At 68.5% G+C, this 18,387-nt stretch carries 18 protein-coding genes; 5 read left to right on the top strand and 13 right to left on the bottom strand.

The window, feature by feature from the left end; all coding sequences use genetic code 11:
- Positions 1 to 30 precede the first annotated feature (30 nt).
- Complete coding sequence (locus NR798_RS22030) at positions 31 to 1,851, bottom strand: AMP-dependent synthetase/ligase (protein WP_375773453.1); 1,821 nt, start codon at positions 1,849 to 1,851, stop codon at positions 31 to 33.
- Between the two features lie 87 nt (positions 1,852 to 1,938).
- Between NR798_RS22030 and NR798_RS22025 the strand changes: the two genes are divergently transcribed.
- The 4 genes from NR798_RS22025 (at position 1,939) to NR798_RS22010 (ending at position 6,183) form a co-directional block, all read left to right on the top strand.
- Positions 1,939 to 2,289: a hypothetical protein gene (locus NR798_RS22025; RefSeq protein ID WP_375773452.1), complete on the top strand. Its 351-nt coding sequence runs from the start codon at positions 1,939 to 1,941 to the stop codon at positions 2,287 to 2,289.
- A gap of 120 nt (positions 2,290 to 2,409) precedes the next feature.
- On the top strand, positions 2,410 to 3,144 hold the full coding sequence (locus NR798_RS22020; protein ID WP_375773451.1) for a bifunctional nuclease family protein: 735 nt from the start codon (positions 2,410 to 2,412) through the stop codon (positions 3,142 to 3,144).
- Between the two features lie 203 nt (positions 3,145 to 3,347).
- The gene (gene pyk, locus NR798_RS22015) at positions 3,348 to 4,751 is read left to right on the top strand and encodes a pyruvate kinase (protein ID WP_375773450.1); all 1,404 of its coding nucleotides are present in this window, start codon (positions 3,348 to 3,350) and stop codon (positions 4,749 to 4,751) included.
- 121 nt (positions 4,752 to 4,872) lie between these two features.
- Positions 4,873 to 6,183 carry a hypothetical protein gene (locus NR798_RS22010; protein ID WP_375773449.1) on the top strand — a complete coding sequence of 437 codons (1,311 nt, stop codon included), beginning with the start codon at positions 4,873 to 4,875 and terminating at the stop codon, positions 6,181 to 6,183.
- A 76-nt stretch (positions 6,184 to 6,259) separates the two neighbouring features.
- Here the strand turns inward: NR798_RS22010 and NR798_RS22005 are convergent, their stop codons facing one another.
- From NR798_RS22005 to NR798_RS21950, 12 genes are all read right to left on the bottom strand, one after another.
- Positions 6,260 to 6,976: a double-CXXCG motif protein gene (locus NR798_RS22005; protein ID WP_375773448.1), complete on the bottom strand. Its 717-nt coding sequence runs from the start codon at positions 6,974 to 6,976 to the stop codon at positions 6,260 to 6,262.
- Positions 6,977 to 6,991: 15 nt separating this feature from the next.
- Positions 6,992 to 7,702: a TIGR02269 family lipoprotein gene (locus NR798_RS22000; RefSeq protein ID WP_375773447.1), complete on the bottom strand. Its 711-nt coding sequence runs from the start codon at positions 7,700 to 7,702 to the stop codon at positions 6,992 to 6,994.
- Positions 7,703 to 7,833: 131 nt separating this feature from the next.
- On the bottom strand, positions 7,834 to 8,517 hold the full coding sequence (locus tag NR798_RS21995; protein WP_375773446.1) for a hypothetical protein: 684 nt from the start codon (positions 8,515 to 8,517) through the stop codon (positions 7,834 to 7,836).
- A 14-nt stretch (positions 8,518 to 8,531) separates the two neighbouring features.
- Positions 8,532 to 9,650 (bottom strand): glutamine-hydrolyzing carbamoyl-phosphate synthase small subunit, encoded by a 1,119-nt coding sequence (gene carA / locus NR798_RS21990; protein ID WP_375773445.1) that lies wholly within the window; start codon positions 9,648 to 9,650, stop codon positions 8,532 to 8,534.
- Positions 9,650 to 10,951, bottom strand: a complete 1,302-nt coding sequence (locus NR798_RS21985; protein WP_375773444.1) for a dihydroorotase — start codon at positions 10,949 to 10,951, stop codon at positions 9,650 to 9,652. Before NR798_RS21985 ends, carA begins: the two co-directional genes overlap by 1 nt.
- Positions 10,948 to 11,841 carry an aspartate carbamoyltransferase catalytic subunit gene (locus NR798_RS21980; protein ID WP_375773443.1) on the bottom strand — a complete coding sequence of 298 codons (894 nt, stop codon included), beginning with the start codon at positions 11,839 to 11,841 and terminating at the stop codon, positions 10,948 to 10,950. The genes NR798_RS21985 and NR798_RS21980 overlap by 4 nt, the downstream gene beginning before the upstream one ends.
- 17 nt (positions 11,842 to 11,858) lie before the next feature.
- Entirely contained in the window at positions 11,859 to 12,278 is a 420-nt protein-coding gene (locus NR798_RS21975; protein WP_375773442.1) for a hypothetical protein, read from the bottom strand.
- Positions 12,279 to 12,332: 54 nt separating this feature from the next.
- Positions 12,333 to 13,583, bottom strand: a complete 1,251-nt coding sequence (gene lepB, locus NR798_RS21970) for a signal peptidase I (RefSeq protein ID WP_375773441.1) — start codon at positions 13,581 to 13,583, stop codon at positions 12,333 to 12,335.
- A gap of 3 nt (positions 13,584 to 13,586) precedes the next feature.
- Positions 13,587 to 15,398: a translation elongation factor 4 gene (gene lepA / locus NR798_RS21965; protein ID WP_375773440.1), complete on the bottom strand. Its 1,812-nt coding sequence runs from the start codon at positions 15,396 to 15,398 to the stop codon at positions 13,587 to 13,589.
- Between the two features lie 129 nt (positions 15,399 to 15,527).
- On the bottom strand, positions 15,528 to 16,463 hold the full coding sequence (locus tag NR798_RS21960) for an SDR family oxidoreductase (RefSeq protein WP_375773439.1): 936 nt from the start codon (positions 16,461 to 16,463) through the stop codon (positions 15,528 to 15,530).
- A gap of 56 nt (positions 16,464 to 16,519) precedes the next feature.
- Positions 16,520 to 17,479 carry a UDP-glucuronic acid decarboxylase family protein gene (locus NR798_RS21955; RefSeq protein WP_375773803.1) on the bottom strand — a complete coding sequence of 320 codons (960 nt, stop codon included), beginning with the start codon at positions 17,477 to 17,479 and terminating at the stop codon, positions 16,520 to 16,522.
- A gap of 28 nt (positions 17,480 to 17,507) precedes the next feature.
- Positions 17,508 to 17,690, bottom strand: a complete 183-nt coding sequence (locus NR798_RS21950) for a ribbon-helix-helix domain-containing protein (protein ID WP_043408044.1) — start codon at positions 17,688 to 17,690, stop codon at positions 17,508 to 17,510.
- Positions 17,691 to 17,826: 136 nt separating this feature from the next.
- On the opposite strand from NR798_RS21950, the gene NR798_RS21945 reads away from it, so the two are divergent.
- On the top strand, positions 17,827 to 18,366 hold the full coding sequence (locus NR798_RS21945) for a hypothetical protein (protein ID WP_375773438.1): 540 nt from the start codon (positions 17,827 to 17,829) through the stop codon (positions 18,364 to 18,366).
- The last annotated feature ends 21 nt before the right edge of the window (positions 18,367 to 18,387 follow it).

Below are 18,387 nucleotides of genomic sequence, written 5' to 3'. Positions count from 1 at the left end.
CGCCTTGGCCCTCTTGGCGTTTCAGGACCCCTACCCGGCCCGAGCCGCGCCCCCCTCCTCGTCGCTGTAGAGCGAGTCGATGAGGTCCTTGTGGCGGGCCTCGATGACCTGGCGGCGCATCTTCATGCTGGGGGTGAGCTCGCCGGTGGCGATGGAGAAGTCCGCGGGGAGCACGGCGAAGCGCTTGATGGTCTCGAAGCGGGCCAGGCGGGGATTCACCTCGCGCTCGATGGTCTCGTGCAGGTGCTGGCGCAGGCGGGGATCGGCGGCGAGGGCGGAGAGGTCCTCGGGCCAGCCATGCTGCCGTGCGAGGGCCCGTGCGCGCTCGGAGTCCAGGGTGAGGAGGGCCACGAGGTACTTGCGGCGCTCGCCGATGACGAGCGCATGGCCCACGGGGGCCACGGCCTTGAGGAGCTGCTCGATCGGGGCCGGGGCGGTCTTCTTGCCGCCGGAGGTGGCGATGAGCTCCTTCTTGCGGCCGGTGATGTGGAGGTAGCCCTCGGCGTCGAGGTGGCCCACGTCGCCCGAGTGCAACCAGCCGTCCTGGAGCAGGTCGGCGGTGGCGGCGGGGTCCTTGAAGTAGCCCTGGCAGACGCCGCCGCCGCGCACGAGGATCTCCCCGTCGTCGGCGATGAGGAGCTCCACGCCCAGTACGGGCCGGCCGAGCGTGCCCAGGCGGGTGGCCTCGGGGGTGTTGAGGGTGGTGGGCCCGCACACCTCGGACTGGCCGTAGACCTCGCGGATGACGATGTCGAGCGAGGCGAAGAACTCGAGCACGTCGCGGCCGATGGGGGCGGCGCCGCTGGAGAAGAAGTGGGTGCGCTCGAAGCCCAGCTTGCCCAACAGGGCCGGGAAGACGGTGCGCCGGGCGAGCTGGTACTGGCCCTCCAGGGACAGGGGCACCCGCTCGTGACGCAGGGCGAGCGCATGGCGCTGGACGGCCACCCCGCGGGCCCAGCCCACCGCCGTCTGGCGGGGGACGGGCAGCTGGCGGATGCCCTCCTCGAGGCGGGCCTTGAACTTCTCCCAGACGCGGGGCACGCCGAAGAAGACGGTGGGCCGGGCGTCGCGCAGATCCTCCGGCACCGACTCCAGGGAGCGCGCGAAGTAGACCTCGGCGCCGATGAGGATGGGCGCGTGGATGCTGATCATCTGCTCGGCGATGTGCGCCAGCGGCAGGTACGACAGGAGGGCCTCGTCGTCCTCGGACATGCGCGTGGCGCGCCGCAGCTGCCCGGCCGTCCACACGAGGTTGTGGTGGCTGAGCATGACGCCCTTGGGGTTGCCGGTGGTACCCGAGGTGTAGATGAGGGTGGCGAGCCCCTCGGACTGGAGCGCGTTGACGGCGTCCCAGTAGGGCCCCTCATCGATGCCGGTGCCGCGCGCCAGCACCTCCGCGTAGCTCAGCACGCCCTCGGGCAGCGGGGCCGCGGGAGGGTCCAGGACGATGATGAGGCCCAGCCGGGGCACCCGCTCGCGCACGGCGAGCGCGGTGGCCAGGTGCTTCTCGTTCTCCACCACCACGTGGCGCGCCTCGCAGTGCTCGACGAGGTAGTGCACCTGCTCCGGGCTGCTGCTGGTGTAGACGCCCACGGGCACGCCGCCCAGGGCCATGGCGGCCAGGTCCGCCACCAACCACTCCTCGCGGTTGAAGGACAGGATGGGCAACGGACTTCCCCGCTGGAAGCCCAGCGAGCGCAACCCCAGGGCGAAGCGCTTCACCCGGGTGGCATATTCGTGCCACGAGGTGGGCACATAGGTGCGCCCCTTGCGCGTCCACAGTGCCGGACGGTGTTGCCGCCGGTTGGCCTGATCGTGGAGCGCATGCACCATCGTCCTGGGAGTGTCCATAGGGAATCCGAGGCTACTGAAACCGGGTGGCGGCTCGCCACGGGCGTTGACAGGTCACCGGAGCCCTATGTATTCCGCGCGACGCACATGACCATCGATCTGACTTGCCAGAAGTGCGAGGGCACCTTCGAGCTGGATGTTCAGGATCTCATTGATGGGACGGAGAAGCTCGCCTGCCCTCATTGCAGTCAGAAGGCCCCCACCAACATCCAGGAGGACTTCGTCGCGGCGCTCACCGAGATGAGGACCCAGGTGGCCGCGCTCGGCAAGCGCTTCGCCGTCTCGATGGCGCTGGAGACCGAGGATCTGGAGGACGAGCTCGACGAGGACGAGGAGTCCGACGAGGACGAGGAGTCCGACGACGAGGAGCTCGACTTCGACGAGGACGAGGACGTCGAGGACGAAGAGGACTACGACGAGGACGAGGACGAGCGCTGACGCTCGCCCGTCTACCCTGCCGTTCCGTTTTTTCCGGGGCGCGGACGCAGTGAGGCTGGGGAGCAGGCGGGCACGGATCAGCGCCCTCCCGCCCCCGGCGCACATGCACACGTTTGCAGGGTGAAAACGTCCATCCCTGCCGCTTTCGTCCTCGCCCCGCTGTCCGCTGCGCTGCTCGCCCTGGGAGTTCTGCTGCTCCCCGGCTTTGGCGCCCCACCCGCGCATGCGAACGCGGCGCCCAAGGACAGCGAGGCCTGCGTGCCAAAGCAGGGAGGCAATCCCGGCGCCTGCAAGGAGCTGATCCGGCTGGAGGTCCGGGACGTCATCCCGCTCGTCGAGGCGCAGACGCACGCGGTGGTGCTCACCACGGAGGACGGGGCCATGGTGCTGCCCATCTTCGTGGACGAGTCGGCCGCGGTGGCCATCGCCTTCCGGCTGGCGCACCTGAGGCCGCCGCAGCCGCTCTCGCAGGATCTGCTCGGCTCGGTGGTGACGGAGCTGGGCGCGAAGGTGACCGAGGTGCGCATCGACGATCTGCGCGATGACATCTACACGGGCCGCGTCTTCCTCGAGCAGGGCAAGCGCAAGGTGACGCTGGATGCGAGGCCCTCGGACTCCATCGCCATGGCGCTGGATGGCGAGGCGCGCATCATGGTGACGCGCAAGGTGCTGGACGAGGCGGGCATCAGCCGCGACGAGATCGACTCGCTGCGCGAGGGCGGCCCGGGCGTGGGGGGCAGTGGCGACCCGAACCTGATGGACGAGCCGATGCCGATGGATCCGCACCAGGGCCTGCCGCCGCCGGGCCTGGCTCCGAAGCTGGCGCCGGACAAGACAGACGAGATCAGCCTCTAGCGTCCCGGCGAGCAGCAGCAGCCCGCAAAGGCGAAAGCCCGGCCCCCCCTCCAGGGACGCCGGGCTTTCTGGCAACGTAGGGACGAGCCCTGAATGTAGAAGACCGCTTCCGCCGACGCCGTCGCTCTCGCCCGCGTTGGCGCCAAGTATTCCCGAGGACGCAAAGCTGTCAAGGAGGCGGTGGACGCCTAGGATGTGCGTCCATGCGCAAGGCGAAGATCATCTGCACGCTGGGGCCGTCCTCCGACTCGGCCGAGGTCATCGAGGAACTCATCCGGGCCGGTATGAACGTGGCGCGGCTCAACTTCTCGCACGGGACGCACGAGCAGCACCGCCGCCGGGTGAATCTGATCCGCCGGGCCGCGAAGAAGCTGGGAGTGCCGGTGGCCATCCTCCAGGACATCCAGGGTCCGAAGATCCGCCTGGGCAAGTTCGAGGGCGGGTGCCTGGAGGTGAAGACGGGCCAGACGGTGGTGGTGACGACGCGGGAGGTGCTGGGAGCGGGCAACCTCATCCCCACGCCCATCCGTTCGCTGCCCAAGGACGTGGAGCCGGGGCACCCCATCCTGCTGGACGACGGGCGGGTGCGGCTGAGGGTGAAGAAGGTGCAGGGCAAGGATGTCACCTGCCTGGTGGAGCTGGGCGGGCTGCTGAAGGACCACAAGGGCCTGAACCTGCCGGGGGCGCACGTGTCGGTGCCCACCATCACCGAGAAGGACGTGGAGGACCTGGCGTTCGGGCAGGAGGTGGGCGTGGACTACGTGGCGCTGTCCTTCGTGCGCACGGCGAACGACATCCTGGAGGCGCGCAAGCTGGTGGCGCAGCGCAACACGCCGCTCATCGCGAAGATCGAGAAGCCGCAGGCGGTGGCGGACCTGGATGCGATCGCGCGCGTGGCGGACGGCATCATGGTGGCGCGAGGGGACCTGGGCGTGGAGATGCCGCTGGAGAAGCTGCCGGCCATCCAGAAGCGGATGGTGCGCACGGTGAACCGGATGGGGGGCCTGGTGATCGTCGCCACGGAGATGCTGGAGAGCATGGTGAACAACGCGAGGCCCACGCGCGCCGAGGTGTCGGACGTGGCGAACGCGATCCTGGACGGGGCGGACGCGGTGATGCTCTCGGGGGAGACGGCGGCGGGCAGGTACCCGGTGGAGGCCGTGGCCACCATGGCGCGGATCGTCGAGGAGACGGAGTCGGGGGTGGTGAGGAACATGGAGCACCCGCCCTTCCCGGACGCGAAGGACGACATCTCCACAGGCGTGGCGGCGGCGGCGGTGGCGGCGGCCGAGCAGATGAAGATCGGCACCATCGTGGCGTACACGGAGCGGGGCCTGACGGCGCGGCTCATCTCCGAGTTCCGGCCGACGGCGCAGATCATCGCGCTGACGCCGAACCCGGACACGGTGAACCGGATGGCGCTCTACTGGGGCGTGAAGGCGCTGCAGGTGGGGCGGCTACAGTCGACGGACGCGATGCTGCGGCAGGTGAAGCGGCTGTGCCACGAAGAGGGCATCTGCAAGACGGGCACGCCCGTGGTGATCGTGGCCGGAGTGCCGCTCAACGAGCCGGGGAACACCAACATGATGTCGGTGCACCGCATCTGAGCCCCTGCCCTCCCCTTCGCCCCCCCCACTCCGTCCTCCTCCCCTCGCCCCCCGGGAGAGGGACGGGGTGAGGGTATCGAAGGCCCCAGGTTGAACCCGTGAGCCCCACCGTGTCCCGAGGATGAGAAACACCTGGCTCTGGCTCACGCTGCTGCTGCTGTCGTCCTGCCAGACGGCGTCGCCCCGGCTGTGGCCGCGGCAGCCCGCTGGCATCGAGCAGGCGCTTCTCTCCTTCCGAGTGTACCCCAGGCGTGACCCTGGGCCCTTGCGCGTCGATCTCTGGGCGCAGTCGCTCGATGGGCGCCACCAGTGGCCGCTCACCCAGAGCGGACGGGTGGCCTGGTGGTCGCGGTCCAACGCCGATGGGCCGCAGAACGGAGCCGCCATCTCCCTGGATGGCCGGCGCGTGGCCTATGCGGAGAAAGACGAGACGAACCGGGTGGTGGGGCCCTGGAGCTCGCTCTTCGTGGTGGACGCGGATGGGACGGGGCGCCGCGAGATCATGAAGCTCCGCCAACTGGAGCTCCCTCAGGGGATGCTGACACGAGGGGGTTCGTTCGTCTGGTCACCGGACGGGACCCGGCTGGCCTTCGTGCTCGAGTCCTTCCCGGAGAGCCGCGAGCCCGGCAGGGACTGCGCGCTCGTGAGCATCCACGTGGTGGACGTCGCGTCGGGAAGGGTGACGCCCGTGCTGGTCGCGCAGCGGCTCGGGTACACGCAGCTCCTGGGCTGGTCATCGGAACGCGACGAGCTGCTCCTCGCGAGGGCCTGCCCCGAGGAGTTCCCCATGCTGCAGCCGGATAGGCACATCCCGGTCCTCAGCAGCGTGCGGGTCTCGGACGGGAGGGTCTCCACGCTTCCCGTGAAGAGGCCGATCGCCTCGCCGGATGGGACGCGGGTGTTCATGGTGGGGTTCTCGCAGCAATGGGCCTGGCGCGGCGTGTACCGCGTCGAGGAGGGCTGGCCCCAGGAGGTGGGGCAGGAGCCGGGTTCCCTGCCGTGGGGAGTCCTCACCTGGTACCACCGGCGGCCCGGCGGCCTGTTGACCGCCACGCCCATCGTGAACCAGCCCAGCGGAGGGGAGTGCAGGGGCTCGACTCCGGGGCAGAAGCAGCTCTACCGGCTGGAGATCCCCTCCGGTGCGCGGACCCTCGTCCGGCGGGATGCGAGCCGCCTGCGCGTCCTCGCTTTTTCGCCGGATGACACGCACGCGCTGGTGGAGATCGTCCTGGGGGTGTCCCTGGATCCGCCTCGCCACTGTGGCCCGGGGTGGCGGCAGCAGCTCTACCTCGTGAAGCGCGAGGAGCTTGAGAGCGAGCTTCCCGTCAACGCGCTCATCCTCCGGAGTACCCCCCTGGGAGCACCCACCGGGTGGCCCGGCGAATTGAACCCGCGCCACATCGGCTGGCTGAACCTGGGCCGGCGGCGGTGATGCGGCGAGGGACTCCCGCGTGGGGAGTCCCCTGCCCTGGCTCGCCGAGGCCAGCCAGGGAGCAGCCTCTCCCGGTTCACTTCGTGGGCAGGAGCCGGAAGCTCACCCCATCGAGCCCCAGGCGCTGGCATGCGTCGACGAAGCGCTGGGTACAGACGATGACGGTGGAGAAGTCCTCCAGCCGGAAGACGTCCAAGTGGCTGGGGAGGGTCGCGGCGTCCAGCACGAGCGGCTCGGGCAGACGAAGCGAGAGGCGGCCACAGCGCGAACAGGGAGGCTGGCGTTCCGGGGGCAGACAATCCGGGTGCGCGCGCCCCACCGGGAGAATCTCCAGATCCAGAAACTCGGGCGTGGCCCGCTGGCGGAAGCGCAGCTGGGTACGGCAGCCCTTGAGACCGAGCAGGCCCTCGGCCTGGAGTTTCTCCAGGGGCTCCCGTTGAACCAGCAGCCAGCAGGAAAGAGGCATCGCGAACGGACCGAAGCGTCCCTGGCCCTTGCCCATGAACGGGCCAAAGGACGAACCCGGCTCCACGATGGCACCCACGGGCAGGAAGGGACGTACCAGCTCACGCAGTCTTTCGTATTCCTCGATGGGCTCGGGCCGTGGTTTCTCGAAGTCCGCCAGTGCGGCAATCGGCGTCAGGTCTACCGACGGGTACGCTCTGGAAATGTCACTCCACGTAGCCTTGCATGTGGGGCAGCCGCGAATTCCCGGAAGCAGCCATTTGTATGTGCCATCAATATCGCCTGTGTAACCTGCGGCTCTGTCTGCCTCGACTCTGAAATATCGCATTCGAGACTTCCCGGCTCAATCCTCACAATAAGGCACGAGCGGACCATCCACGTTGAACAAGAGCATGAGCTCGAAGGCAAACCGCCACATTTCCTGCGCGTTGGCTCTTGGGTTCTGGTCTTGAAACCGTCGCCAGGCCTCATTCCACTGGCCGCCCGTGGATGATCCACTGTGAAGCCGCCGGTGGACGCTCCTGGGCAGCAGGATGGTAAAGGCATGAATGTCAATCCCATTGGATTCAAACCATGCGGCCAGTCTTTGCTGCTGCGGGAAGATGTGGTGCTTCTCGAGCGGCTCGGGCGGGAGCATGCACCCGAGAGGGTGCTTCTGCCGCGCGAGCTGGTCGCGGAGCTTCCAGTTGTGCCAGGGGATCTCGAAGACGGGCTCCCTGGAGGCGGGGATGGCCAGGGTGCGGCCCCACCATCGGCTGGGATTTCCCACCAAAGGGGGCCGCATCGCCTGGGGCATGGGCCCACGCGCTAGCACCACGGGAGGTGATGGGGAGAGGGCCGCCTCCACCTCCACTAGATCCCGGCACCGCCAGAGAGCGCAGCGCTCGTCGTCGCACACTGGCACCACACAGCCCGGGTCCGCACGGGCCTCCTCCCACGAGGAGATGGCCTCAGGCGCTTCGCCGTCCTCTCGCCCACCTGACACTGGGGTGGCACAAGCGACCAGAAGCACGCAGAGCAGTGAGAGCCCTCGTGACCAAGTCAGGGTACGCATGTGGAACGGGTATCGCAGCTGCCCGCGGGTACCCTACTCAAGAGACGGTCCGTCCTGGAACGAACCTAGCCATCGAGCAGGATGTAGCGCTTCGGGGGGCACGTGGCCCCCCAGGTGAGCGGTCCCCTACCCTAGCTCGCCGAGGCGAGCCAGGGCGTGGTCTGCGAGAAGTCGTAGATGCGCTCGATGGCGATCTGCTTGTAGCGCTCGACCTTCACGGCGCGCCGGGCGCACTCCCAGACGAGCTCCACGGGAGGACGATCCGGCTCCTTCTTCTTGCGGCGCTTCACCTCGGCCTTGATGGGCTTCACGGCGACGCGAGGGTGGAAGCAGAAGGCGGAGGAGAACAGCAGGTGCCCGGCGAAGGGAATCAGCCGGGCCTCGAGCACGTCTCCGGTCTCCAGGCCCGCCACGGTGCGGCGCTCGGTGACGTCGAAGTCCTTGCCAGAGAACAGCTCGCGCAGCCGCACCAGGCCCTTGCCCAGCTTGCGCACCTCGAAGAGGCCGTGGACGGTCTCCGTGAAGCAGCGGAAGGCGTTGGCCTCCTCGGGCGAGGCGCCCTGCAGCCGCAGCTGGTACAGCTCCGCGGCGGGCGTCAGCTTGGAGATCGGCGAGACCCGGTCGAACAGGTAGTAGTCCAGGAAGGACGCCATCCGCAGCTCGAAGATCTTGTCATCCTCGAAGACCTCGCCGGTGAGGCGGAGGTACTCCGCCTTGGCATCCAGCAGGTCGGGCTTGCGTGACTCCTGGCTCCCAAAGGCGATGAGCTGGTCGAGATAGGGCTGATACGACAGCGGCGAAAGGGGGGAGTCCATGGGGCAGCGAGATCCTACTCTCCGGCCATGAGCTTCGCGAAACGCGAGAAGAGGTACCGGGCGTCGTGAGGCCCGGGCGAAGCTTCCGGGTGGTACTGAACGCTGAAGGCGCGGGCGTCGGGGATGCTCAGGCCCTCCACGGTACCGTCGTTGAGGTTGATGTGGCTCACCACCGCCTTGCCCTTCACGCTCGCATCATCCACCGCGAAGCCGTGGTTCTGCGAGGTGATCTCCACCTTGCCGGTGGTCAGGTCCTTGACCGGCTGGTTGGCGCCCCGGTGGCCGAACTTCATCTTGTACGTCCGCCCGCCCAGGGCGAGCGCGAGAATCTGGTGTCCCAGGCAGATGCCGAACACGGGCACCTTGCCGAGCAGCCCGGCCACGACCTTGTCCGCGCCCTTCACGGCGGCGGGATCTCCCGGGCCGTTGGCGAGGAAGATGCCGTGGGGCTTCTCGGCGAGCACGGCCTCGGCGGAGGTGCCGGCGGGCACCACCTTCACGCGGCAGCCCACGTCCACCAGGAAGTGGAGCATGGAGCGCTTGAGGCCGTAGTCATAGGCCACCACGTCGAAGCGCAGCTCGGGCGCGGGACGCGGGACCTCGCCGAGCAGGTTCGGGGTGGGCGTGGTGAAGAGGTAGGACTCCTGGGTGGACACGCCGGTGGCCAGGTCCAGGCCCTCCATGCCGCGAGCGGCCCGGGCCCGCTCCACCAGGGCGGTGGGCGAGTGGTCCTCGGTGGAGATGACGCCCATCTGCGCGCCGTGCGTGCGCACGTGCCGCACCAGGCGCCGGGTGTCGATGCCCTCGATGCCCACGATCCCGTGGCGCTTGAGGTAGACGTCGAGCGTCTCCTGGGCGCGCCAGTTGGAGTGCTGCTCCGAGGAGTTGCGGACCACCATGCCCACGGCGTGGGGCTTCACGGACTCCTGGTCGCCGGGGTTGGCGCCCACGTTGCCCATCTCGGGGTACGCCATGGTGACGATCTGCCCGACGTAGGAAGGATCCGTGAGGATCTCCTGGTAGCCGGTCATGGACGTGTTGAACACCACCTCACCGACCGTCTCGCCGGAGGCGCCGAGCGCGCGTCCCTCGAAGGTGGTGCCATCCGCCAATGCCAGCACTGCCCGCTTCATCACCTGGACTCCTTGATGTGACCGTCCTCGAAGACGAGCCGCCCGGACACCCACGTCTGGGCGACCCGGCCCGTCAAACGCCGGCCATGGAAGGGGGTGTTCCGGCTACGGGAGAAGAACCTCGCCGAGTCCACCGTCCACTCCGTATCCGGCTCCACCACCGTGATGTCCGCTGGAGCCCCCACGGCCAGATGACCGCCCGGCAGGCCGAACGCCCTCGCGGGCCCGTCCGTCAGCAGGGCCACCGCCTTGGAGAGGCTCATCACGCCCTCGCGCACCAGGGAGAGCGTCAGGCCCAGGGCCGTCTCCAGGCCCACCACGCCATTCCAGGCCTTGTCGAACTCCACCTGCTTCTCCAACACGCCGTGGGGCGCGTGGTCGGTGGCGATGGCGTCGATGGTGCCGTCGACGAGCCCCTCGCGCACGGCCTCGATGTCGCGGCGGGTGCGCAGGGGCGGATTCATGCGGGCGTGGGTGTCGTAGGCGCCCACGGCCTCGTCGTCGAGGATGAAGTGGTGCGGGGTGGCCTCGGCGGTGACGTTCAGCCCGCGGCGCTTGGCCTCGCGGATGAGGCGCACGCTGCCCTCGCAGGAGACATGGGCGACGTGCAGCCGCCCCTTCGTCTCCTCGAGGAGCACCATGTCGCGCGCCACCATGGCCACCTCGGCCGAGGGCGGGATGCCGGCGAGGCCCAGGCGCGTGGAGGCGCGGCCCTCGTTCATCACGCCCTTGCCCGAGAGCGTCAGGTCCTCCTCGTGCACCATGACAGGGAGGTTGAAGAGCTGGGCGTACTGGAGGGCGCGGCGCATGAGGCCGGCGTTCATCACCGGGCGGCCGTCGTCGGTGATGCAGACGCAGCCGGCCCCGGCGAGCGCTCCCATCTCCGCCATCTCCTCGCCCTGGAGGCCCTTGGTGATGGCCCCGGCCAGGTACACGTGGCACAGCCGCGCCTCGCGGGCCTTGGCCTTCACGTACTCGGTGACGAGCACGCTGTCGTTGACGGGCTTGGTGTTGGGCATGGCCACCACCGCGGTGAAGCCGCCGGCCACCGCCGCCATGCAGCCGGTGAGGACCGTCTCCTTGCCCTCCTCGCCCGGCTCGCGCAGGTGCACGTGCAGGTCGATGAAGCCCGGCAGCACCAGCTTGCCCGTGGCGTCCACCACCCGCGCGTCGGGCACCTGCAGGGGGGCCTCGGACACCTCGGCCACGGTGCCATCGCGCACCAACACGTCGCGCACACCGTCCACGCCATGGCGCGGATCCACCACCCGCCCGCGGCGCAAGAGGATCGTCGAGCTCACCGGCACACCTCCTCGAGGATGGCGCGGCGGACGGCCACGCCATGCGCCACCTGCTCCAGGATGACACTGCGTTGTCCGTCGGCCACGGCGGGGGCGATCTCCACGCCCCGGTTCATGGGGCCGGGGTGCAGCACGAGCGCCTCCGGCTTGAGCCGCTCGGCGCGGGCGGCGTTGAGCCCGTACATGCGGGAGAACTCCCGCGTCGAGGGGAAGAAGTTCTCGCCCTGCCGCTCCGACTGCACGCGCAGGCACATGACGGCGTCGGCGCGGGGCAGCGCGGCGTCCAGGTTCGTGCAGACCTCGGCGCCGAAGGACTCCAGACCGGGCGGCAGCAACGTGGGCGGGCCGCACAGCACCACCTTGGCGCCCAGGGTGGTGAGGCAGTGCAGGTTGGAGCGGGCCACTCGGCTGTGGAGGATGTCTCCGACGATGAGCACCGTGCGCCCGTCCAGGCTGCCCCAGCGGCGGCGCAGGGTGAAGGCGTCCAGCAGGGCCTGCGAGGGGTGCTCGTGGGTGCCGTCCCCGGCGTTGATGACGGCGCAGCGCACGTGGCGCGCCACCAGGTGCGGAGCCCCCGAAGAGCGGTGCCGGATGATGAGCGCCACCGGGCCCGTGGCCTCGATGTTGCGCACCGTGTCCAGCAGCGTCTCGCCCTTGGAGACGGAGGAGCCCGCCGTCGTCCAGTTGAGCACCTCGGCTCCGAGCGCATGGGCCGCCATCTCGAAGGAGGTGCGGGTGCGCGTGGAGTCCTCGAAGAAGAGGTTGGCGATCACCCTGCCCCGCAGCACGTGCGAGGCGTCCGGCCCACCGTGCAGGTGGGCCTCGGCCCGGCCGAGCAGCGCCTCGATGTCCGCGCGCCGCAGGCCCTCGATTCCCAACAGGTGTCTCATAGGTGCTCTGGGAACAACTACGTCCCGGGAATGCCTTCCTTCACGACGCGGAAGCGCAGCGTGTGGACGTTCTTCGTCGGCTTGAGCCGCACCCGCCGCGTGTAATCCACCTGGATGCGGACCTTCCCCGTGACATCGCTGCGCTCGATGGTGATCTGCTCGGGGGTCAACCCCAGCCCGGGCACGACGATGTCGCGGTCGAACTGATCCCGCTCCCAGTGGGTGCCCATATGACTGGTGCGCTCGATGATCATGGTGCGCAGCGCGTCGTCGTCGGACGTCTGGGCGGCCCGGTTGAAGGCCACCGCGACGGCTTCCTTCACGTCGAAGTTGTCCACGTAGAAGGGCACGAACATCACGCCCGCGTAGATGCCCCCCGCGACGAGGGTGAGGAGCACCAGGCCGCCAAAGCTGATCTTCCCAGAGGGATGACGCATGAGGCCCCCGCGTAGCAGCGCCACGCGCGGGGCGTCAAGCATCGCGGGAGGGTTTCAACGCACCGGCTCGAAGAGCCGGTCGGTGCGCAGGCCCGTGCCCTCGAAGAAGTTGCTGAACCAGCCCCCGTACCCGAGCGCCATCCAGACGACCATGGCCTTGCCCTTGATGTGGCCGTACGGGACGAACTCCACGCCGCGGCCAGCGCCCAGGCCGTAGCGGCTGTCCAGGCTGTTCTCCCGGTTGTCGCCCATGACGAAGACCTGGCCCGGGGGAACGACGTAGGGCCCCTCGTGCTCCATGCGGGCCACGCTGCCCGGCTGCAGCACGGAGTGCACCTTGCCGTCCAGGTTCTCCTGGTACAGCCGCAGCCGCTCCGGGAACCAGGTGGTGTTGTCGTGCTTGTTGTAGACGATCTGGTCCTCGTTCACCAACGTGCGCGGCTGGGGCACGCCGTTGATGTGCACCTCGCCGTTGATGAGCTCCACCGAGTCCCCGGGGATGCCCACCACGCGCTTGATGAAGTCCAGCTCCGGCTGCACCGGGTTGTTGAAGACGATGACGTCTCCACGCGCCGGCGGGCGGACGATCTGGAAGGGAACGTAGTTGGTGAAGGGCAGCCGCACCCCGTAGATGAACTTGTTGATGAAGACCTGATCGCCGATCTCCAGCGTGGGCAGCATGGAGCCGGAGGGGATGCGGTAGGGCTCGATGATGAAGACGCGGATGATGACCGCGATGGCCAGCGCCTTGGCGAAGCCCGAGAAGAAGTCCCCGAGATCCGCTTTGCGGAAGGCCCCCAGCAGCTGGGTGGCCAGCGTGTCGAGCGTCTTCGTCTCCTTCTCCAGCCGCTCGGCGTCCCCGGCCAGCGAGGCGGCCTCCACCTGCATGGCCTGCTCGGCCAGGCGCGTGGACGCCTCGGCGGAGATCTTCCCCGGCACCTTCTTGTGGATGCGCTCGATCTCCCCGATGAGCTCGCGCGCCTCGTGCCGCAGGTGGCGCAGGCGGCTCTGCTTGGGCAGCGCGAAACGCAGCACGAGCAGTCCGCCGAAGTAGAGCAGCATCAGCCCCGCCAGGCCCTGCAGCAGCGGCTGGGCCCACGAGGCGGCGGGCGGCACGAACTCGATGAGGATGATGTAGGGGATGAGCGCCAGCCCGAGGATGACCAGGGGCGCCCACAGGCTGGTGAGCAGCTCACGCCACAGCAGCGCGCGGCTGGCCTTGATCTGCTCGGGCGTACGGCGGGCTGCCATGGTGGCCTCGAGACCCGAAGCGGCTTCGGCCGCGCTGGGGGTGGACGTGGACATGGCCTATTCCTCCGTTTTCAGCACGGCGAGGAAGGCCTCCTGGGGAATCTCCACCGAGCCCACCTGCTTCATGCGCTTCTTGCCCTCCTTCTGCTTCTCGAGGAGCTTGCGCTTGCGGCTGATGTCGCCGCCGTAGCACTTGGCGAGCACGTTCTTGCGGATGGCGGAGATGGTTTCACGCGAGATGATCTTCGCGCCGATGGCGCCCTGGATGGCCACCTCGTACATCTGCTTCGGGATGACCTCCTTGAGCTTCTGGCACACCTCGCGGCCGCGCTGGTAGGCGCGCTCCTTGTGGACGATGACGCTGAGGGCGTCCACCGGATCTCCGTTGATGAGGATGTCCAGCCGGACCAGGTCCGACTCCGCGTACCCGGCCAGCTCGTAGTCGAGGCTGGCGTAGCCGCGCGTGACGCTCTTGAGCTTGTCGAAGAAGTCGAAGACGACCTCGGCCAGCGGCATCTCGTACGTCACCTGGATGCGCGTGCCGCTGGAGCCCAGGTACTTCAGATCCTTCTGCACGCCGCGCCGGTCCTGGCACAGCTTGAGCACCGCGCCCAGGTAGTCGTTGGGCACGTGGATGTGGCAGGTGAGGATGGGCTCCTCGAACTTGGCGATCTTCTGCACCGGCGGCAGCTTGGCCGGGTTGTCCACCAGCAGCACCCCGCCCTGCGAGTCGGTGATGCGGTAGACCACCGAGGGCGCCGTGGTGATGAGCGACAGGTTGTACTCGCGCTCCAGGCGCTCCTGGACGATCTCCATGTGCAGCAGGCCCAGGTAGCCGCAGCGGAAGCCGAAGCCGAGCGCGGTGGAGGACTCGGGCTCGTAGGTGAAGGCGGCGTCGTTGAGCTTGAGCTTGCCGAGCGCGTCGCGCAGGCCCTCGTACTGCTCGGAGTCCACCGGGAAGATGCCGGAGAACACCATGGGCTTCACTTCCTTGAAGCCCGGGAAGGGCGCGTCCGTGGGACGCAGCTCCTCCGTCACGGTGTCACCCACCTTGGCGTCCTGGAGCTCCTTCACGTTGGCCACCAGCACGCCCACCTCGCCGGCCATGAGCTGAGGCACCGGGCGGGAGAACGGGCTGAAGACGCCCAGCTCCTGCACCTCGAAGGTCTTGTTGTTGCTCCACAGCTTGATCTTCTGCTTGAGCTTGAGCGTGCCCTCGAGCACGCGCACCAGCGTCACGACGCCGCGGTAGTTGTCGTACCAGCTGTCGAAGATGAGGGCCCGGAGCGGCGCGGCCGGATCACCCGAGGGGGGCGGCACGTTCTTCACCACCGCCTCGAGGATCTCCTTGATGCCGATGCCCTCCTTGGCGGAGGCCGGCACGGCGACGGAGGCGTCGATGCCGATCACGTCCTCGATCTCCTGGCGCGTGCGCTCCACGTCGGCGCTCGGCAGGTCGATCTTGTTGATGACCGGGATGATCTCCAGGTTGTGATCCAAGGCCATGTAGACGTTGGCGAGCGTCTGGGCCTCGACGCCCTGGGAGGCGTCCACCACCAGGAGGGCGCCCTCGCACGCGGCGAGCGAGCGGCTCACCTCGTAGGCGAAGTCCACGTGTCCCGGAGTGTCGATGAGGTTGAGCACGTACTTCTGGCCGTCGTTGGCGGTGTAGTTCATCCGCACGGACTGGGCCTTGATGGTGATGCCGCGCTCGCGCTCCAGCTCCATGTTGTCGAGGAACTGGTCCTGCGCCTCGCGCTTGGTCACCGTACCGGTGGCACCGAGCAGGCGATCGGCCAGGGTGGACTTCCCATGGTCGATGTGGGCGATGATCGAGAAGTTTCGGATGTGAGCGTTGTCGGCCGGCATGGGTAGGGGGGCCTCGGGCTACGTCGAAGCCGGCTTGAGTAACACCGAACCCCACCAAAATCCATGCGTCCGCGCGCCCGGCGTGCAACCAGAATGACGCCGGGCCGCCCCCCCTACCCCGGAGGGTGATCAGGAGGCCTGGCGGCCGGTGTGCTCGCGGAAGAACGACACCGTGCGGCGCAGCCCCTCGGGGAGCTCCACGGAGGGCTGCCAGCCGAGCACCCGGCGGGCCAGGGCGTTGTCCACGCAGGAGCGCATCTGCTCGCCGGGCTTGCCGGGGGCATGCAGGGCGGGCTTGTCCACCCCGGCCGACCTGGCCAGCAGGCTGTAGAGCCGGTTGATGTCCGTCTCCACGCCGGTGCCGATGTTGATGGCGCCCGAGGAGTCCTTCTCCACCGCCAGCAGGTTGGCGCGCGCCACGTCCTCCACGTAGACGAAGTCGCGCGTCTGCTTGCCCTCGCCGTAGATGGTGCACTCGCGGCCGCCGAGCAGGCGCTGGCAGAAGATGGACACCACGCCGGCCTCCCCGTGCGGGTTCTGCCGGGGGCCGTACACATTGGCGTACCGCAGGGCCACGTAGTTCAGCCCGTATTGGGCCTTGTAGTAGCCGAGGTACAGCTCACCCGAGGCCTTGGAGACGCCGTAGGGCGACACCGGCCGCGTCGGGTGGGACTCGGGCGCGGGGAAGACGTCCTGCTCGCCGTAGATGGCCCCGCCGGTCGAGCTGAACACCACCTTCTGGACACCCGCCTGGCGCGAGGCCTCCAGCAGGTTGAGGAAACCGAGGATGTTGGCCTCCGCGTCGAAGCGGGGATCCTCCACGCTGCGGCGCACGTCCATCTGGGCGGCCAGGTGCAACATCACCTGGGGGCGCTCGGCGCGGATGAGCTGCGCGGCCTCGGGGGCCCGGATGTCGATGACCTCCAGACGAACCCGGGGATCCAGGTTCTCCTTCTTGCCACTCGACAGGTTGTCGAGGGCGATGACCTCATGCCCCGCGCGCACGAAGGCGTCGCACACGTGCGAGCCAATGAATCCCGCCCCACCAGTCACCAGGACTTTCAACGTGCCGCTCCCGCCACTCTCAGGTGGCTACCAGATGAGAAAGTTTGGCGCGAAAGTTAGGGGGTGGGTCCCCTTCCGGCAACCGATCGGAACCAGGCGATCGTCTCCCGCAAACCCTCCTCCAGGGGTACCCTCGGCTCCCACCCGAGCAACTGGCGGGCCCGGGTGATGTCCGGACGGCGCTGCTTGGGGTCGTCCTTGGGCAGCGGCTTGTGGACGATCTGCCCTCCCCCACCCGCCGCGGCGCGCACCGCCTCGGCGAACTCGAGCATGGTCATCTCGCGGGGATTTCCGATGTTGACGGGCTCGGTGACGTCCGAGAGGGCCAGCCGCACCAGGCCGTCCACCAGGTCGCGCACGTAGCAGAAGGAGCGCGTCTGGGTGCCATCCCCGAAGACGGTGAAGTCCTCGCCGCGCAGGGCCTGGCCCACGAAGGCGGGCACCACGCGCCCGTCGTTGAGGCGCATGCGCGGGCCGTAGGTGTTGAAGATGCGGACGATGCGCGTCTGCACGCCGTACGAGCGGGCGTACACCATGGTGAGCGCCTCGGCGTAGCGCTTGGCCTCGTCGTAGCAGGCGCGCGGGCCAATGGGGTTCACGTTGCCCCAGTAGTCCTCGCGCTGCGGGTGCACGTGCGGATCCCCGTACACCTCCGAGGTGGAGGCCTGCAGGAAGACGGCGCCCTTGGCCTGGGCCAGCTTCAGCCCGTTCTCCGTGCCCAGCGAGCCCACCCGCATCGTCTCCAGCGGCAGCTTCGCGTAGTCGATGGGCGAGGCCGGCGAGGCCATGTTGAAGACGTAGTGCACCGGCCCGTCCACCGAGAGCCCCTCGGTGATGTCCTGGCGCACCAGCTCGAAGCCCGCGCGGCCGCGCAGGTGCGCCACGTTCCGCTCGTCGCCGGTGATGTAGTTGTCCACCGCGACGACCCCGGCGGCCCCATCCTCCAGCAGCCGCTCGCACAGGTGCGAGCCCACGAAGCCCGCGCCACCCAGCACCACCACCCGCTGGCCCTTCATGCTCTTGCTCATGGTCATGCCCTGGCGCTCAGCTCAGCTCGTCGAACGAGGCCTGTCCCGGCAACTGCGCCTTGTACTTCTCCAGCACGAGATCGATCCCCTGCCGGATGTACTCGGCCACGGGAACCTTCGTCTTCTGGTTCAACGCCTTGAGCAAGTCGTTCTGCTCGGGCGTGATGTAGATGGTCGTGCTGATCTTCTTTCGGGCCATGGCGATATGTGAAAATATATGGACTTACATGTCCCTTGAAGCGCTGTTTTCGAGCCCTGTCGTAAAGCCCTCGAAGCAGGGGTGGCTGCTGGGGCTCGTACTGGTAGGCCTCTGTGGGTGCGCGTCCGACAAATCGGTGAAGAAGCCCGAGGCGGAGCAGGCGCGGGAGCATGTGGCGCCGGAGCCCATCCGCCCGCCGAGGGCCGCCCACGAGAAGGTGACGGAGAAGGACACCGACGGGGACAAGAAGTGGGACGTGTGGGTGTACGCGGTGGAGGAGCGCGGGGCGGACGGGGAGGCCCGGGAGCGGAAGGTCCGCAAGGAGATGGACATCAACTGGGATGGCCGGGTGGACATCACCACGTACTACGACGCCCGCGAGGAGCGGGAGCGCGAGGCGATGGACCTGGACTTCGACGGGAAGGTGGACTCCGTCTTCTTCTACGAGAAGGGCGTCAACGTCCGGCGGGAGCGCGACCTGAACGGGGACGGCAAGCCGGACGAGTGGGTGTTCTACGAGAAGGGCAGGCTGGCCCGGAAGGAGCGGGACTCCAACGGGGACGGCCGCGTGGACTACTGGCAGTACTGGGAGAACAACCAGATCGATCGCATCGGCGAGGACCTGGACGGCGACGGCACCGTGGACAAGTGGAGCCGCGGCACCCCCGCCGAGTGAGTCGCCGGGTGACTCACTGGT

The organism is Archangium gephyra (assembly GCF_042230915.1).
Taxonomy (GTDB): Bacteria; Myxococcota; Myxococcia; order Myxococcales; family Myxococcaceae; genus Archangium; species Archangium gephyra_B.
Note: the sequence above shows the minus strand (reverse complement) of the source record. Positions and strands in the feature narration are given on the sequence as shown.

What these genes read in the sequence shown, in the direction of transcription:
- NR798_RS22030 (WP_375773453.1), bottom strand. Translation starts at nt 1,851, where the DNA reads ATGGACACTCCCAGGACGATGGTGCATGCGCTCCACGATCAGGCCAAC.
- NR798_RS22005 (WP_375773448.1), bottom strand. Translation starts at nt 6,976, where the DNA reads ATGCGATATTTCAGAGTCGAGGCAGACAGAGCCGCAGGTTACACAGGC.
- NR798_RS21955 (WP_375773803.1), bottom strand. Translation starts at nt 17,479, where the DNA reads ATGAAGGGCCAGCGGGTGGTGGTGCTGGGTGGCGCGGGCTTCGTGGGC.
- NR798_RS21975 (WP_375773442.1), bottom strand. Translation starts at nt 12,278, where the DNA reads ATGCGTCATCCCTCTGGGAAGATCAGCTTTGGCGGCCTGGTGCTCCTC.
- NR798_RS22025 (WP_375773452.1), top strand. Translation starts at nt 1,939, where the DNA reads ATGACCATCGATCTGACTTGCCAGAAGTGCGAGGGCACCTTCGAGCTG.
- NR798_RS21950 (WP_043408044.1), bottom strand. Translation starts at nt 17,690, where the DNA reads ATGGCCCGAAAGAAGATCAGCACGACCATCTACATCACGCCCGAGCAG.
- lepB (WP_375773441.1), bottom strand. Translation starts at nt 13,583, where the DNA reads ATGTCCACGTCCACCCCCAGCGCGGCCGAAGCCGCTTCGGGTCTCGAG.
- NR798_RS22000 (WP_375773447.1), bottom strand. Translation starts at nt 7,702, where the DNA reads ATGCGTACCCTGACTTGGTCACGAGGGCTCTCACTGCTCTGCGTGCTT.
- NR798_RS21980 (WP_375773443.1), bottom strand. Translation starts at nt 11,841, where the DNA reads ATGAGACACCTGTTGGGAATCGAGGGCCTGCGGCGCGCGGACATCGAG.
- carA (WP_375773445.1), bottom strand. Translation starts at nt 9,650, where the DNA reads ATGAAGCGGGCAGTGCTGGCATTGGCGGATGGCACCACCTTCGAGGGA.
- NR798_RS21995 (WP_375773446.1), bottom strand. Translation starts at nt 8,517, where the DNA reads ATGGACTCCCCCCTTTCGCCGCTGTCGTATCAGCCCTATCTCGACCAG.
- NR798_RS22010 (WP_375773449.1), top strand. Translation starts at nt 4,873, where the DNA reads ATGAGAAACACCTGGCTCTGGCTCACGCTGCTGCTGCTGTCGTCCTGC.
- lepA (WP_375773440.1), bottom strand. Translation starts at nt 15,398, where the DNA reads ATGCCGGCCGACAACGCTCACATCCGAAACTTCTCGATCATCGCCCAC.
- pyk (WP_375773450.1), top strand. Translation starts at nt 3,348, where the DNA reads ATGCGCAAGGCGAAGATCATCTGCACGCTGGGGCCGTCCTCCGACTCG.